The organism is Variovorax sp. F042, from assembly GCF_057814215.1.
The window spans coordinates 598,630-613,266 of sequence record NZ_JBVASX010000002.1 but is presented as its reverse complement, the minus strand read 5'-3'; the positions used below and the strand labels follow the sequence as shown (position 1 = coordinate 613,266).

General features: G+C 65.3%; 13 protein-coding genes. 9 read left to right on the top strand and 4 right to left on the bottom strand.

Annotation, left to right across the window (positions count from 1 at the left end; all coding sequences use genetic code 11):
* Positions 1-14 precede the first annotated feature (14 nt).
* The gene (locus ACZYSP_RS11370) at positions 15-953 is read right to left on the bottom strand and encodes a LysR family transcriptional regulator (protein ID WP_093048761.1); all 939 of its coding nucleotides are present in this window, start codon (positions 951-953) and stop codon (positions 15-17) included.
* A 155-nt stretch (positions 954-1,108) separates the two neighbouring features.
* Between ACZYSP_RS11370 and ACZYSP_RS11365 the strand changes: the two genes are divergently transcribed.
* The 6 genes from ACZYSP_RS11365 (at position 1,109) to ACZYSP_RS11340 (ending at position 7,995) form a co-directional block, all read left to right on the top strand.
* The gene (locus tag ACZYSP_RS11365; RefSeq protein ID WP_093048764.1) at positions 1,109-2,005 is read left to right on the top strand and encodes a transporter substrate-binding domain-containing protein; all 897 of its coding nucleotides are present in this window, start codon (positions 1,109-1,111) and stop codon (positions 2,003-2,005) included.
* A 3-nt stretch (positions 2,006-2,008) separates the two neighbouring features.
* Positions 2,009-3,301 (top strand): aminotransferase class V-fold PLP-dependent enzyme, encoded by a 1,293-nt coding sequence (locus ACZYSP_RS11360; protein ID WP_093075821.1) that lies wholly within the window; start codon positions 2,009-2,011, stop codon positions 3,299-3,301.
* A 74-nt stretch (positions 3,302-3,375) separates the two neighbouring features.
* Positions 3,376-4,500: a hypothetical protein gene (locus ACZYSP_RS11355; RefSeq protein ID WP_093075819.1), complete on the top strand. Its 1,125-nt coding sequence runs from the start codon at positions 3,376-3,378 to the stop codon at positions 4,498-4,500.
* A gap of 32 nt (positions 4,501-4,532) precedes the next feature.
* Positions 4,533-5,786, top strand: coding sequence for a toxic anion resistance protein (locus ACZYSP_RS11350; protein ID WP_093075818.1), 1,254 nt, complete (start codon positions 4,533-4,535; stop codon positions 5,784-5,786).
* On the top strand, positions 5,783-7,366 hold the full coding sequence (locus ACZYSP_RS11345) for a vWA domain-containing protein (RefSeq protein WP_256216701.1): 1,584 nt from the start codon (positions 5,783-5,785) through the stop codon (positions 7,364-7,366). Before ACZYSP_RS11350 ends, ACZYSP_RS11345 begins: the two co-directional genes overlap by 4 nt.
* On the top strand, positions 7,366-7,995 hold the full coding sequence (locus ACZYSP_RS11340) for a hypothetical protein (protein WP_093048775.1): 630 nt from the start codon (positions 7,366-7,368) through the stop codon (positions 7,993-7,995). Before ACZYSP_RS11345 ends, ACZYSP_RS11340 begins: the two co-directional genes overlap by 1 nt.
* Positions 7,996-8,017: 22 nt before the next feature.
* On the opposite strand, the gene ACZYSP_RS11335 is transcribed toward ACZYSP_RS11340, so the two are convergent.
* Positions 8,018-9,673, bottom strand: a complete 1,656-nt coding sequence (locus ACZYSP_RS11335) for a SulP family inorganic anion transporter (RefSeq protein WP_093075815.1) — start codon at positions 9,671-9,673, stop codon at positions 8,018-8,020.
* A gap of 131 nt (positions 9,674-9,804) precedes the next feature.
* Between ACZYSP_RS11335 and ACZYSP_RS11330 the strand changes: the two genes are divergently transcribed.
* On the top strand, positions 9,805-10,425 hold the full coding sequence (locus tag ACZYSP_RS11330) for a DUF4337 domain-containing protein (RefSeq protein ID WP_093048790.1): 621 nt from the start codon (positions 9,805-9,807) through the stop codon (positions 10,423-10,425).
* Here the strand turns inward: ACZYSP_RS11330 and ACZYSP_RS11325 are convergent.
* Both ACZYSP_RS11325 and ACZYSP_RS11320 read right to left on the bottom strand, forming a co-directional pair.
* Positions 10,422-10,736, bottom strand: a complete 315-nt coding sequence (locus ACZYSP_RS11325) for a hypothetical protein (RefSeq protein WP_489014171.1) — start codon at positions 10,734-10,736, stop codon at positions 10,422-10,424. The genes ACZYSP_RS11330 and ACZYSP_RS11325 overlap by 4 nt on opposite strands.
* A gap of 320 nt (positions 10,737-11,056) precedes the next feature.
* The gene (locus tag ACZYSP_RS11320; protein ID WP_093076075.1) at positions 11,057-12,493 is read right to left on the bottom strand and encodes an aminotransferase-like domain-containing protein; all 1,437 of its coding nucleotides are present in this window, start codon (positions 12,491-12,493) and stop codon (positions 11,057-11,059) included.
* Positions 12,494-12,657: 164 nt separating this feature from the next.
* Here ACZYSP_RS11320 and ACZYSP_RS11315 point away from each other — a divergent pair, with 164 nt between their 5' ends.
* Both ACZYSP_RS11315 and ACZYSP_RS11310 read left to right on the top strand, forming a co-directional pair.
* Positions 12,658-13,857, top strand: a complete 1,200-nt coding sequence (locus ACZYSP_RS11315) for a pyridoxal phosphate-dependent aminotransferase (protein ID WP_093075812.1) — start codon at positions 12,658-12,660, stop codon at positions 13,855-13,857.
* Positions 13,858-13,907: 50 nt separating this feature from the next.
* Entirely contained in the window at positions 13,908-14,630 is a 723-nt protein-coding gene (locus ACZYSP_RS11310) for a transporter substrate-binding domain-containing protein (protein WP_093076073.1), read from the top strand.
* Positions 14,631-14,637: the final 7 nt, after the last annotated feature.

Below are 14,637 nucleotides of genomic sequence, written 5' to 3'. Positions count from 1 at the left end.
ACAGAAGCTCGCATTCAGCCGCGCGTCGTTTCCGTTTCCTCTTCTTCTCCCTCCGCCTGCGCCTGGAACATCCGCGTGAAGTCGCAGCATTCCTGCGCCAGCATCACGATGGATGAGGTGAGCGCGCTGCGGTGCTCGCCTTTGTGCATCGCCACGTAGCGCACCACGGGCAAGGCTGGCGTCACGTCGATCACCGTAAGCATCCCCGCCGCCACCAGCGGCTGCAGGCACTCGCGCGGCAGGTAGCTCACGCCCAGCCCCGACACGGTGAGCCCGGTCAGCGCTACCAGGTTGCTCACCACGATCACGTTGGCGGGCTGCACGCCTTGCTCTTTCATCCATGCGTCGTAGGCGCGGCCCGTGCCGGAGTTGTTGCCCTGCACCAGCATCCGATGGCGCGCCAGTTCGTGCAGTCGCACGGTGCCGCCGGCCGGCACCACGCCGGGCTTGCACATCCACGCGCTCTTCACCTGGCCGATGACCTTGTGCGGCAGGCGCGAGTCGGCAAAGGTGTCGGGCACGATGACCAGGTCAAGCTCGTCGGCCAGCAGCTTGTCGCGCAGCTGGAGGCTGTCGTCCACATCGGGCTCGAGGATCACCTTGGGATAGTGCTGCTGGATGAGGCCCACCAGCCGCGGCAGCCACGTCATCGCGGTGAGCTCGGTCACGCCCAGGCGTATGCGGCGCTCCACCACACCGGGCTTGCCGAACTGCTCGACGGCGGCGTCGCGCTGCTCCAGCAGCTTCCGGGCGAGCACGAACATCTCTTCGCCTTTCTCGGTGAGCCGCGCGGCGCGCTGGCTGCGGTCGAACAGCTCGGTGTCGAACAGCTGCTCCAGCTCGTGCACCCGCTTTGAGATGGCCGACTGCGAGGTGTTGAGCTGGTTGGCCGCCTGCGCGAAGCCGCCGAGCCGGGCGATCCAGTACAGGGCTTCGAGTTGCTTGAAGGTCATCACGGTGCGTTGCTCCTGTGAAGGCTGACTGAAAGAACGCTTTTATTCATGCGATTCGATCACAAAAAATCGCTTTTAGAAATTCATTGCGAGGCAGAAGATTCGCCAAAACCACCGCGTTCGACCAACGTCATCGACTCTTCAAGGAACTCTCCATGGACTTCAAGAAACTGCCCCTCGCGCTCGGACTTGTCTTTGCCTTCACCTGCGGCGCCGCCAGTGCCCAGGACGGCGGCACGCTGCAGAAGATCAAGGAGAGCGGCACGATCCAGATCGGCGCGCGCGACAGCCAGATCCCGTTCTCGTACAAGCTCAGCGCCGACAGCGCGCCCATCGGCTTCACCAACGACATCTGCCTGAAGATCGTCGACGCCGTGAAGGCCAAGCTGGGCCTGGCCAAGATCGAGGTGCGCTACACCATGCTCAACTCGACCAACCGCATTCCGCTGCTGCAGAACGGCACCGTCGACCTCGACTGCGCCACCACCACAAACACCACGCAGCGCCAGCAGCAGGTCGACTTCGCGCCCAGCCACTTCGTCACCAACATCACCGCCGCCGTGAAGAAGGCTTCGGGCATCAATGCACTGGGCGACCTCAACGGCAAGAACGTGGCCACCGTCTCGGGCAGCACCTCGATCCAGCTGCTGCGCGGCGCGCGCAAGAGCGGCACCATCGAAGTGAACGAGATCGCCGGCAAGGACACCTCCGACGGCTTCCTGCTGCTGTCCACCGGCCGCGCCGACGCCTATGTGCTCGACGACGTGCAGCTCGCCGGCATGATCGCCAGCGCGACCAACCCGGGCGACTACAAGATCCTGAAGGAATCGCTGCGCCAGGAGCCCTACGGGATCATGCTGCGCAAGGACGACCCGCAGTTCAAGGCACTCGTCGACGAGACCGTCACGGGCCTGATGAAGTCGGGCGCCATCGAGCAGCTCTACACCAAGTGGTTCATGTCGCCGATCCCGCCGAAGAACGCGAACCTCAACTTCCCGATGACGGATGCGGTGCGCGAGATCTACAAGAACCCGAACAACAAGGGCGTCTGAGCGATGACTCTCCAGCTTCCTGATCCCGACCGCGGCCAGGCCTTTTCCGATGCGCTGATGCGCGAGGTGAAAGCGCGCTTCCTGCAGGTCGACCATGACCACCACGGCCGCGAGCGCCTGTACTTCGACAACGCCGGCGGCTCGTTCCGCCTCAAGGCCGCGGTCGAGCGCTTCGCGCAGGTCGATGCCATTCCCGACAACGCCGAGCGCATCCACGCCACGGCCGTCGAGCTGCAGAACATCCAGGCCAAGGGCAGCGCCGACCTGCGCACCATCCTCAATGCCACGGGCGGCAGCGTGTACGCCTCGTTCAGCGCCTCGGGCGCCATGTTCGACATGGTGCGCGCCATCGCGGAGAACGTGCCGGGCACGAACATGGTCACCACCGTGCTCGAACATCCGTCGGCCTTCGACGCGATGAGCCTCTACGCCCAGCGCCTCGGCCGCGAGCTGCGCGTGGCGCAGAGCAACCCCGTCACCGGTGGCGTCGACGTGGAAGAGATCGTGCGACTGGTCGACAAAGATACCTGCCTGCTCAACGTGATCTACGCGTCGAACATCTCCGGCGCCAAGCTCGACATGGCCGAAATCGTGCGCCGCGCGCGCGAGATCAAGCCCGACCTGTACATCCTGGTCGACGCCGTGCAGCACGCGCCGCACGGCCTCATCGACCTGCAGAAGACGCCGGTGGACGGCATCAACCTCGCGCCCTACAAGTTCTTCGGCTGCCGGGGCTCGGGGCTCTCGTGGGTGTCCGAGCGCGCGGCCGTGCTGCCGCACCACAAGCTGGCGGGCAAGAAGCCCGACTACTGGGACCTGGGCAGCGCGGCGCCGTGGCAGTTCGCGGTGCTCACGGAAATCGTCGACTACGTTTGCTGGCTGGGCGGCCACTTCAGCGACGCCACCGACCGGCGCGCACTGTTCATCGCCGGCATCACGCACATCGAACTGCACGAGCGCGCGCTGCTGGCACTGCTGCTCGACGGCAACGCGAACGCCACCGGCATGCGGGAGATGAAGGGCGTCAACGTCTTCCTCGATCACGAAGACCTGACCAAGCGCGACCTGATCCTGGGCATCGGCTTCGACCGTATCGACTGCACGCAGGCGGTGGTCGAGTACGGCAAGCGCGGCGTGACCGTCTACGAGCGTGTGGCAACCAGCATCTACTCGAAGCGCATGCTCGAATCCTTCGGGCTCGCGGGCACCGTTCGGGTGTCGCCGCTGCATTGCAATTCCGTCGCCGACATCGAGAAATTCCTGCGCATTACCCAGGAAATAGCCACCGACATCTGACTGTCACAAACCGTCATATTCGGTAGTTAGCATGTTTCTCTACCCCCGTTCACAGGGGGAGAGGAGCATGAGATTTGGAAATCCGCAAGCTGATCGCACCAGCGCTGGCCGTCGTCCTGCTGGCCGCGGTCGGGTCCGGCGTCTGGTATTCGAACACCCGCCTGCACGATGAATCGGCCACCGCCGCCGCCGCGCGCATCGAGCAGCAGAAACAGGTCACGCTGCGGGGCCTGATCGGCTCCGAAAAAGAAACCTTCTTTGCCGACCCGCGCGTGCAGAAGGCGCTGGCGGCGCAGGACATCACCGTCACCGTCGAGAAGGCCGGTTCGCGTGCCATTGCCAGCCGCTACGACGCCACCAAGTTCGACTTCGGCTTTCCCTCGGGCGCGCCCGCTGCGGCGCAGCTCAAGACGCTCGCCAAGGCGCCTAACGTCTTCAACCCGTTCTACACGCCCATCGTGCTGGCCAGCTGGCGGCCGATTGCCGAGATCCTCGTGGCCAACGGCATCGCGCAGAAGCAGGGCGACTTCTACTACGTGGTCGACCTGCCGGGCCTGATGGCCATGATCGAGAAGGGCACGCGCTGGAAGGAGCTCAAGGCCAGCAGCGCGTTTTCCACCAGCAAGTCGCTGCTCATCAACTCGACCGACGTGCGCACCTCCAACTCGGCGGCCATGTACCTCGCGCTCGCGAGCTACCTCGCCAACAGCCAGCAGATCGTGCAGAGCCAGGAAGACGTGGACCGCGTCATGCCCGTGGTTGCACCGCTGTTCCTGCGCCAGGGCTTCCAGGAGCAATCGTCGGCCGGGCCGTTCGAAGACTATCTCGCGCTCGGCATGGGCAAGGCGCCGCTGCTGGTGGCCTACGAGTCGCAAATGATCGAGTTCTGGCTGAAGAACCCCGACCGGCTCAAGAGCGACATGGTGCTGCTCTACCCCAAGCCCACCGTCTATTCGAAGCACGTGCTGGTGCCCTACACGCCCGGCGGCGCGCGGCTCGGAGCGGCGCTGGAAAACGACCCGGCCCTGCGCGAGCTCGCGCACGAATACGGCTACCGCACCGGCGGCGACGCCAAGGGCCCCGAAACCTGGGCCGCGCGCGGCGTGAAGGTGCCCGACGTGCTGGTCGACGTGATCGACCCGCCGAGCTTCGAGTGGCTCGAGCGAATGACCACGGGCATCGAAGCCCGCTTCAAGTGAACGACCGAACGACTGAACCAAGGAACGCATTCATGAACGCGCCTGTCACCGCAACCACCACCACCGCAACGGCCCCCGCGCCCATCGACCTGCAGCCGCCGCAGGCCTTCACGCTCGAACCGCCCGCGCCCGTTGCCCTGGTGCCGGTCGAGTCGGCCAGCGGCAAGGTGCGCCTGAAGCCCGAGGACGTGGCCGAGCTCGACGCGCAGGTGGCGCGCTTCATCGACGACATCACCGCACACGACAGCCAGCATCCGCAGTTCAAAGAGGCCGTGGAGCGCATCCACTCGATGGGCAACAAGGACATCGAGGCCTCTGCATCGGTCTCCAACCGCATGCTCGACCGGCCCGTGGGTTCGCTGCGCAACGGCCTGTTCGACAAGGGCGCGCAGATCGGCCAGTCGCTGATCGACTTGCGCCACCAGGTGGAAGACCTCGACCCCTCGAAGCAGGGCGACCTGTTCTCGGCGCGCAAGCTGCTCGGCATCATTCCGCTGGGCAACAAGCTGCTGGCGTACTTCGAGCGCTACCAGTCGTCGCAGACGCACCTGAACGCCATCATCGAATCGCTCAAGCGCGGCAAGGACGAGCTGCTGCGCGACAACACCGCCATCGAGCAGGAAAAGGTCAACCTCTGGACGCTGATGGAACGGCTCGAGAAATACGTGCACATCGGCAAGGCGCTCGACAGCCAGCTCGACGCCAAGGCCCGCGCGCTGGAAACCACCGACCCCGAGAAGGCCCGCGTGATCCGCGAGGAAATGCTGTTCTATTCGCGCCAGAAGGTCACCGACCTGCTCACGCAGCTCGCGGTGAACATCCAGGGCTATCTCGCGCTGGACATGATCCGCAAGAACAACCTGGAGCTGATGAAGGGCGTGGACCGCGCCACCACCACCACCGTGGCCGCGCTGCGCACCGCAGTGATCGTGGCGCAGGCGCTGTCCAACCAGAAGCTGGTGCTCGACCAGATCAGCGCGCTCAACGCCACCACCGGCAACCTCATTGCCAGCACCAGCGAGATGCTGCGCGACCAGAGCAGTGCCATCCACCAGCAGGCGGCCTCCAGCACCATCGAGATCGCCAAGCTGCAGCAGGCCTTCGCCAACATCTACCAGACCATGGACACGATCGCCGACTTCAAGAGCAAGGCGCTCGACTCCATGCAGACCACGGTGGACACGCTGACGAATGAAGTCGCCAAGAGCCGCACCTATCTCGACCGCGTGCGCCGCCAGGAAACGACCGAGGCGCTGCAGTCGCCGCGCGGCGAGGTCGCGCTGTGAGTCTGCTGACCCGGCTGCTAGCTCTGACGGCTGTGGTGCTGGGCCTCGCGGCCTGTGGCAAGGAAGAGCCGCCACAGGCGATGAACGCCGCGCCGGCCGCGCAAGCCACCGCGACCTTCACCATCCTCGCGGGCTCCGAACTCAAAGACCTCGAAGCCCCCATCGTCGCCGCCGCAAAGGCAGCCGGCGTGGACGTGAAGCTCTCGTACGCCGGCACGCTCGATATCGTCGAGCGCATCAACGCTGGCGAGCGCTTCGACGCGATCCTGCCGCCCAACGGCGCGTACCCCGCGCTCGCGCTGCAGACCAAGCCGCTGGCGCGCGACAAGCTCTTCTATTCGCGCATCGCGCTTGGCGTGAAGAGCGCCAAGGCCGCGCAGCTCGGGTGGAACAGGAAACCGCCGGGCTGGGCCGAAATCGCGAGGGCCGCGGGCGCAGGCCAGCTGCGCTACGGCATGACCAACGCCACCAGCTCCAACACCGGCATGAGCGCGCTGTTCGCCGTGGCCTCCGCGCTCGCGGGCAAGACCGAAGACCTGACCGCGCAAGACGTGGACGAGAAAACGCTGAAGGCCTTTCTCTCCGGCCAGAAGCTCACCGCCGGCAGCTCGGGCTGGCTGGCCGATGCCTACATCAAGGACCCGTCGGCCATCGACGCGATGGTCAACTACGAAGCCGTGATCCTGCGCGCCAACGAGAAGCTGCCCGCCGCCGACCAGCTCACGCTGATCTACCCGCGCGACGGCATGATCTCGGCCGACTACCCGCTGATGCTGCTCAACGCCGACAAGCGCGAGGCCTACACCCAGCTGGTCGCCACGCTGAAGGCCGCGCCGTTCCAGCGCGATGCGCTCTCGGCTGCCTTTCTGCGCCCCGCCAACCCCGAGGTTGCCGCCGCCGGCGCCTTGCCCACCGCCGCCGTGGCCGAGCTGGGCTTTCCCAACCGGCTGGAGGTGATCGACGCGGTGCTCGGCACCTACCAGTCGAAATGGCGCAAGCCCGCCACCTCGATCTTCGTGCTCGACCTCAGCGGCTCGATGGCGGGCAAGCGACTGGCCTCGATGCGCGAGGCGCTCAAGTTGCTTTCGGGCGCCGACGAGGCCACCACCGCAAGCGCTCGCTATAGCGCCTTCCAGAGCCGCGAGCGCGTGGTGCTCATCACCTTCTCAACCGAGGTGCAGGAGCCGGTGTGGGTGCGCTTCGATGCCGACCGGATCGACGCGGCCCGCGCCACGCTGCGCGAGCAGGCCGACGCGATGACTGCCAACGGCGGCACGGCCATCTATTCGGCGCTCGCTGCCGCCGAAGAAGTGGCACGCAAGGAACAGCAGCGCGAACCCGACCGCTTCGTGAGCATCGTGCTGCTGACCGACGGCGAGAACAACGCGGGCCTGAAGCCGCGCGAGTTCCGCGAGCGCTATGCCGCGGGCGGCCTGCCCGCGCGCATCTTCCCCATCCTCTTCGGCGAGGCCAACGTGAGCGAGATGCAGGAGATCGCGCAGCTCTCGGGCGGGCGCGAGTTCGACGGCCGCAAGCTGCAGCTGGGGCAGGTGTTCAAGGAAATCCGGGGCTACCAGTGATGCCGGAGCGCTCGCTCAAACTGCGCGCGCTGCTGTTTCTCTACGGCAACGGCAACATCCTCGGCTGCGCGCTGGCGCTGCTGGGGCCGGCACTGCTGTTTGCCGGCGTCATCGACACCGGTTGGCTGCTGATCACTGCCGGCCTGTACGTGGCCGGCTGGCTGCTGGGCCGCAGGGCACCTGAACTCGAACGCCGCATCGAAGACAGCCTCAGCGTCGAGCAGACGCTGGAGCGCCTCGACCGCGTGGTCGCGCAGGCGCAGCCGCACCTCACCGAAGACATGCGCAAGAGCCTCGACAACGTGCGCGGCTCGGTGGGCGAAGTGCTGCCGCGCCTCGTCGGTACGGGCTCGCATGGCGACGACCTGTTCACCGTGCGCGAGACCGTGCTGCGCTACCTGCCCGAAACGCTCGCCAACTACGTCGCGCTGCCGCCGGCCTTTCGCATCACCCATGCGGTGAAGGACGGCAAGACCGCGCGCCAGTTGCTCGGCGAGCAACTGGGCCTGCTCGATGCAAAGCTGCGCGAGATCGTTGCCAACGTCGCTTCGAGCGATGCAGCCGCGCTGGTGGCCAACGGGCAGTTTCTTGAAAAGAAGTTTCGCCAGCCGGACTTTCTGGCGGGTTGAGGCGCCTGCCTCTCGAGCGAGCTCAGGCGGCAACCTGCGGTTGCACCGCGTCGTCCACACTCCAAGGCGCGTACACGTCGGCGTGCAAATCGGGCGAGTTCACCTTGGCCAGCAGGTCGCGCAGGTCATCCTTCACGCGCGCCAGCGACAGGCGCGCGCCGCGCACGCGCACATAGGCTGCGAAGTCGCACAGCGCCTCGATGCTGGTCGCGTCGAGGTCCGCCGACTCTTCCAGGCTCAGCACCATGCGCTGCAGGCCCGGCGTCGCGTCGATGCGTGCGCGGATCGATGCGAACACTGCATCCGCATTGCCGAAGAACAAGGGCACATCGGGCCGCGCGATCAGCACGCCAGGCGGCACCACGGCCTCGGGGTGGCGGGCCGTGTCTACAAAGTCGTGGCTCTGGCCCAGCCGCCCGAGCCAGCTCACGGTGGTGCGCGAGAAGCCGCGCAGCAGCAACAGCAGGCTCACGCCGATGGCAGCCAGCAGCCCGTTGAGCACGCCCAGCAGCAGCACCGCGGCAATCGCCACCAGCGCCACCAGCCGGTCGCGCCGCCACTGGAAGTACGGCCGCAGCGCCGCCGGGCTCAGCGTGTGGCTCACCGCGTGGATCACGATGGCCGCCAGCAGCGGCTCGGGCGTATGCGCGATCCACGGCAGCAGCGTGAGCACCGCCACCAGCACCACCAGCCCCGCTACGATGCCAGCCGTGCGAGTCTTCGCACCGGCCGATTCGTTGGCCGACGTGGCCGAGTAGCCCGCACCCACCGGCATGCCCTGGAACAGCGCCGACAGCAGGTTCGCGCCGCCGAGCGCCAGCAGGTCGCGGTTGGCCGACACGTTGTCGCCGTGGCGCATCGCAAAGGTGCGGATAGACCCGTAAGACTCGGCATAGAGGATCAGCGCCATCGCGAAGGCCAGCCCGCCGAGGCTCTGCCACTGTTCCCGGTCGAGCTGCGGCACACCCGGGTGCGAGAAGTCGAGCGAGATCGGCCCCACCGCCGCCACGCCCCAGGCATGGCATAGGCCATTCACGTCGAGCACGATACCGGCCACGATCACCAGCAGGGCCGCCGGCACCGCGCGCCATCGCGCCAGGCCGCGCAGAAGCACCAGCGCGACAAGCGCCATGGCCGCGCCCGCAAGGTTCCAGTGCCGCCATTCGGCCACCAGCCCCGCGGCAAGGCGGAAGAAATCGCTGTGCACCGGCTGCACCGCGAGCACCTTGGGCAACTGCTTGACCACGATGGTGAGCGCCAGCCCCAGTGCGAAGCCGCGCAGCACCGGCTTGGCGATCAGGCTAGACACAGCGCCGAGTCGGGCGATGCCCGCAATCACGAAGAACACCCCGGCCAGCAGCACGATGCCCGCGCCCAACGCCAGCCGCGTGACCGCATCGACACCCGTCACCGACATCGTGGCCGCGAACAGCACCGCGGCGGAAGACGAAGTGGCCGAGACGATCGCGAAGCGGCTGCTGCCGAAGAGGCCGTACACCAGCAGCCCCGCGAACAGCGCGATCACGCCGGCCTGCGGTGGCAGCCCCGCTATGCCCGAATAAGCGACCGCCTCGGGCAGCAGCAGGCCCGCGATGGAGACGCCCGCGACGACGTCGGCTAGGCCAGGGCGGCGTGGGGCGGTCGTGGGCGTGGGCATCGGGGGAGTTTCTGCGGTCATGGGCAAGTTTGTTGTTGTCGCTTCATGCTGGCAATGGGTAGCGGACCGGAACCTGACGGAGCAGGGAGATACCGGCGCGCGACCGTGCATACTCGCGCGCGCCCTAAAAACCATATTTCAGCAAGGATCCCATGTCAGGACACGGCTTTCACGTGCACGGCCCGCACGACCACGAACTGGAACACGCTGCATCAGGCGGCCATGGCGGTGGCCATGACGACGCAGCAGCAGCGCATTCCGGCGGCATGAGCATGACGAGCAAGATCGCGGTGTGCACCGCCGTGATCGCCACCGTCGGCGCGATCTTCTCGTACATGGGCGGGGCCACGCAGGCCAACGCCGGCCTCTACAAGAACAACGCCGCGATCAAGAAGACCGAGGCATCTAACCAGTGGAATTACTTCCAGTCGAAGAGCACCAAGCAGGCACTGGCCGAGTTCGCGCGCGACACCGCGACCGACGACACCCGCAGGCAGGGCTGGCAGGTCAAGGTAGCGCGCTACGAGCAGGAGAAGACCGACATCCAGACCGAGGCGAAGAAGCTGGAGGCGGAGGCGAGCCGGTGGGATGCGCAGTCTGACGAGCAGATGCACCAGCACCATCGGTGGGCCCAGGCGACTACTGTGCTGCAGGTGTCGATTGCGCTGGCTGCCATTGCGCTGCTGACGAAGAAGAAGTGGCTGGAGCGGGCGATGTTCGGTGTGGCGGCTGCGGGGCTTGTGGTGGGTGGGCTGGCGGCGTTTCACATCTAGCGCGCACCGCCTTCACACAAGGCGGCACGCAACGATTGAATTGTGATGTCGGCCGTTTCGATCCGCCGCTGCAATTCCTCATTGACCACCCGGACCAGCGCGCCGAGTTCGGTACGGGTCGGATGAACCTCTTCCGCATCGTTCACCTTCTGCGGAGCGATGAGCTTTTCGAGGCCGGCATATGCACGCTGCATCTCGTGAAGGCTGTCGATGTCATCGCAGGCTTGCAGCGCAAGCGATTCAACGCTGGTGACTTCAGAAGATTCGGGAAATGAAGAGACTTGCGCGGACGCGCGAGCGGATGCAGCCATGAATGGCCTCCAAGTGATTGCGGTTTGCTGAAACCGACGCACTCAACGCCAATTGAGGGCGGCAGCTCGACGGGTTGGCGTACCGGGCAATCACTTGCGTGAAACCGGCAGGGCGCGAGCCCTCCCGTCGAGCCGCCAAAACTGGAGGCACGAACGACAAAGCCGCAGACCCTGCGGGGTAACTGCGGCTTGCGTCGCAGTGATTGCGCGGGACGCCAATCCCGATCACGCCTGTTTTTGACGTGACGGGCGCAGTATAGCCACGCAGGTCAAGCGCCTACGACCCGCGCATGCGCGATGTGCGCAGCACCAGCCACCGCTCACCGATCAAGCAGCGCCCGCGCAAGCCGCCCCAGCCGCCGTACGCCGGCATCAATCCGCTCGGTCCACGCATGCCCGGCGCTCAGCCGCAGGCAGTTGCGAAAGCGCCGGCTTGCAGAGAACACATCGCCGGGCGCAAAGCAGATGCCATGCTCCAGCGCTTCTTCGAACAGCGCGCGCGAGTCGAACTGCTTGGGAAGCTCAAGCCAGAGCATGAAGCCGCCAGCGGGCCGGCTCACTTTTGTCTCGGCCGGAAAACTGGCCTCTATCGCACGCACCATGCGCGTGAGGTTTTCCTCGAGGATGCGCCGCACCCGGCGCAGATGAATGTCATAGGCGTTGCTCGCCAGGAACTCCGCAACCGTGAGTTGCGGCAAGACCGGGCTGCAAAGACTGAACGCCAGCTTGCGCTCCATCACCTGCTGCGAATAGGCGCCAGGCACGATCCAGCCGACCCGGTATCCCGGCGCAAGGCTTTTCGAGAAGGAGCTGCAGTAGATGACCCTGTTGGCGCTCCGAGCCAGCGCGATGAATGGCTTGGGTCTGTCGCGGCCAAAGTGGATGTCGCCATACACGTCGTCTTCGATCAAGGGGATGGAGTGTTCCGACAGCAGCGCGAGCAGCGACCTCTTGTCTGCTTCAGCCATCGCGGACCCCAATGGATTGTTGAAGCTCGACGAAAGCACGCAGGCCGCTACTGGCTCTTTTCCGAGCAGGCGCGCCAGCGCCGCGATGTCGACGCCACGAGTTGGGTCCGTCGGCAGTTCCAGCGCCTTCAGGCCCAGAACCTCGAGGGTGTGCAGTAGCCCGAAGTAGGTGGGTGATTCGACGGCTATCGTGTCGCCCGGCTTGGCCACGGCGCCGAGTGCGAGCGTCAGCGCCTCGGTGCAGCCGCTGGTGATGAGCACGTCGTCCGGAGAGAGCGCGTGCCCGATGCGCATCGACCGCTTCGCGATCTCGCGGCGCAGGCTGGGTTCGCCGCGCGGCGGGCTGTAGACGTTGTGACGCGAACCGTGCTGGCGCGCCATGCGTGCGAGCGTGAAGTCGAGCCGCTGCGACTGCAGCAAGCCCGCATCGGGCACTGCGCATCCGAGCGGAACGAGCGACATGTTCGAGGCGTGCTCGAGCAAGGTTGCAACAACACCGCTGATCGAAACGGTCGATGCCCTCGCGCGAGGCCGGGAGGTGGAAGGCAGGGCGAATGCTGCATGGCGCGCATTCGAAACGTAGAAGCCCGACTGCGGCCTCGCCACAAGAATCCCCTGGTCCTCGAGCATGCGATATGCCTGCAGTGCAGTCGCAATGCTGATCCGATGCTGCTCGCTGATGGCGCGAACGGACGGAACGCGCATCCCTGGGGAAAGCGCGCCGTTGTCGATCATGTCGACGATGAGGTCGGCCAGCTGTTCGTATCGGTAGGGTGCGTGCACGTCCATGGTTGCGCTCATCGTGAAGACGAGTGCGATTGTCGATTGCATGAGTGCGCTTTGCCAAGCGAACTGTGCTGGTCGAGAAAGCACAAAACTGTGGCTGTTGCGGTTGCCTCCGGCTCGATACGATTCGCCCGTTCCAGTATTGAAAACGGGATCGAGGCGAAAGAATGACAGCTGTTCAAGAGAGTCTTGCCGATGGCCGGCGAGCCAACCTGCGAGAGACAACTCCTTCGGTGTGGCGTGGAAGGTTTCCCTATAACGAGATCATTTCTCTTCTCGATGTGAACCGTCCGTTCAACCTGGCGGAAAGCACGTCGCAGGACCTGAGCCTCGGCGAGTTGCTGGACCTCCCCGGCCTGGAAAACATTCGCGACCTGAAGCTTGGCTATGGAACGTCTGCCGGTGCACTCGCTCTTCGCCAGGAGATCGCGGATGCCTGCAAGGTTTCGGCAGAACACGTCATCACGACGCAAGGCACGGCGCTGGGGCTTTTCCTGCTTGCGTTCGAAGTCTGCCGTTCCGGCGACGAGGCGGTGCTGGCGACACCGTGCTTTCCGCCCAGTCGCGACTGTCTCCTGGGGGCCGGCGTGATCGTACGCGAGGTGAAGCTTTCGTTCGAGAGCGGCTACCGCTTGGACCTGAATCAGATCGAGGCGAATCTGACATCGAAGACAAAGCTGGTGAGCATCGCCTCTCCCCAGAACCCGAGCGGTGTTCGCACCTCTCGCGCCGATGTCGAGAAGCTCCTAGGATTGATGGAGCGCCTGTCTCCGGATGCGCTTCTCTTCATCGACGAGACCTATCGCGAGGCCACTTACGGAGACGACGCGGCGGCCGAGAGCTTCGCAAGTCTCGATCCGCGCATCGTTACCGGTGCATCTGTTTCTAAGGCGCTCGGCGCGCCGGGGCTGCGGACCGGTTGGCTCACGGTTGCGGACGCCGAGCTCAGGTCACGCCTCATGATCGCGAAGATGAACACCGTGATCTCCGGATCGGTTCTCGATGAAACACTCGCTGCTGCGTTGTTGCGCCACAGGGAACGCGTGCTTGCGCCGAGACGCCGGCTTCTTGCTGGCGCCCTGCAGGAACTGTCGGATTGGTGTCAGGGTGAGCAAAGGCGCATCGAGTGGATAAGGCCGGAGGGCGGCGCGCTGTGCTGCCTCAGGCTACGCGCCGATGCGTTCGACGATGCTGCCGTCTCGCGCTTCTGGAACCTGCTGCCTCAGCACGACTTGCAGCTAGCGTCGGGCAAGTGGTTTGGTGAAAGCGACAGGGTGTTCCGGTTGGGCTTCGGGTATCTGCCTCCAGCGCGTCTGGGGGCGGCGTTGGCTGCTCTTTCATCGAGCCTCGATGCCGCTGCAGCGTGAGTGACAGAAAGAAGAGCCGTGTGTTTCTCTTTTGGAAAGTCGAGCAAAGCATGAAAGTACGAATCGCATACATCGAAGAGCCGCCTTTCTACTGGACAGGCCCGGACCGGGCCGCAACCGGAGCAGACATCGAACTGGCCGATGCAGTGCTTCGGGCCATCGGAGTTTCGAGCATCGAGCACCATCTCACCTCCTTCGGGGAACTCTTGCCCGGTGTGCAGGAGGGCCGCTGGGACATGAACGTGCCGATCTTCGTGACGCCCGAACGTGCCAGGCAGGTCACGTTCAGCGAGCCGGTCTGGGCAATCGGCGATGGGTTCCTGGTTCCGCGCGGAAATCCGAAGGCACTGACGGGCTACAAGGCAATAGCGTCAAGTAGCGATGCCCGGCTGGGGGCCGTCGTTAGCACCGTGCAGATCGACTCGGCGAAGTCTTCGGGTGTCGCTGAAGACCGGATCGTGACGTTCAAGGACCAGCCTGACGCAATTGCCGCGCTGCTGGCGGGGAAGATCGACGCATACGTGAGCACCACGGTCGGCAGCCGCGCTCTCGCAGCGACCCACAAGGACGTGGAGGTGGTTGCGAATGAAAACAGCGAGGGCGGACGGCTCCCTGTCGGGGCCTTCTCGTTCAACAAGAAGAATCAGGAGTTTGTGCAGGTGGTGAATAGGGAGCTTCGAGCGTACCTGGGCACGGCCGATCATCGAGCACGGATGGCGAAGTACGGAATCGAGGCGACAGAAATCGATGGCGTAGTCGCGGGCGAGCGATAGGAAGCCG

Bases quoted from the DNA above. Each gene is read 5' to 3' on its own strand.
- ACZYSP_RS11370 (WP_093048761.1), bottom strand. From the start codon at position 953: ATGACCTTCAAGCAACTCGAAGCCCTGTACTGGATCGCCCGGCTCGGC.
- ACZYSP_RS11365 (WP_093048764.1), top strand. From the start codon at position 1,109: ATGGACTTCAAGAAACTGCCCCTCGCGCTCGGACTTGTCTTTGCCTTC.
- ACZYSP_RS11360 (WP_093075821.1), top strand. From the start codon at position 2,009: ATGACTCTCCAGCTTCCTGATCCCGACCGCGGCCAGGCCTTTTCCGAT.
- ACZYSP_RS11350 (WP_093075818.1), top strand. From the start codon at position 4,533: ATGAACGCGCCTGTCACCGCAACCACCACCACCGCAACGGCCCCCGCG.
- ACZYSP_RS11340 (WP_093048775.1), top strand. From the start codon at position 7,366: ATGCCGGAGCGCTCGCTCAAACTGCGCGCGCTGCTGTTTCTCTACGGC.
- ACZYSP_RS11335 (WP_093075815.1), bottom strand. From the start codon at position 9,673: ATGACCGCAGAAACTCCCCCGATGCCCACGCCCACGACCGCCCCACGC.
- ACZYSP_RS11330 (WP_093048790.1), top strand. From the start codon at position 9,805: ATGTCAGGACACGGCTTTCACGTGCACGGCCCGCACGACCACGAACTG.
- ACZYSP_RS11325 (WP_489014171.1), bottom strand. From the start codon at position 10,736: ATGGCTGCATCCGCTCGCGCGTCCGCGCAAGTCTCTTCATTTCCCGAA.
- ACZYSP_RS11320 (WP_093076075.1), bottom strand. From the start codon at position 12,493: ATGGACGTGCACGCACCCTACCGATACGAACAGCTGGCCGACCTCATC.
- ACZYSP_RS11315 (WP_093075812.1), top strand. From the start codon at position 12,658: ATGACAGCTGTTCAAGAGAGTCTTGCCGATGGCCGGCGAGCCAACCTG.
- ACZYSP_RS11310 (WP_093076073.1), top strand. From the start codon at position 13,908: ATGAAAGTACGAATCGCATACATCGAAGAGCCGCCTTTCTACTGGACA.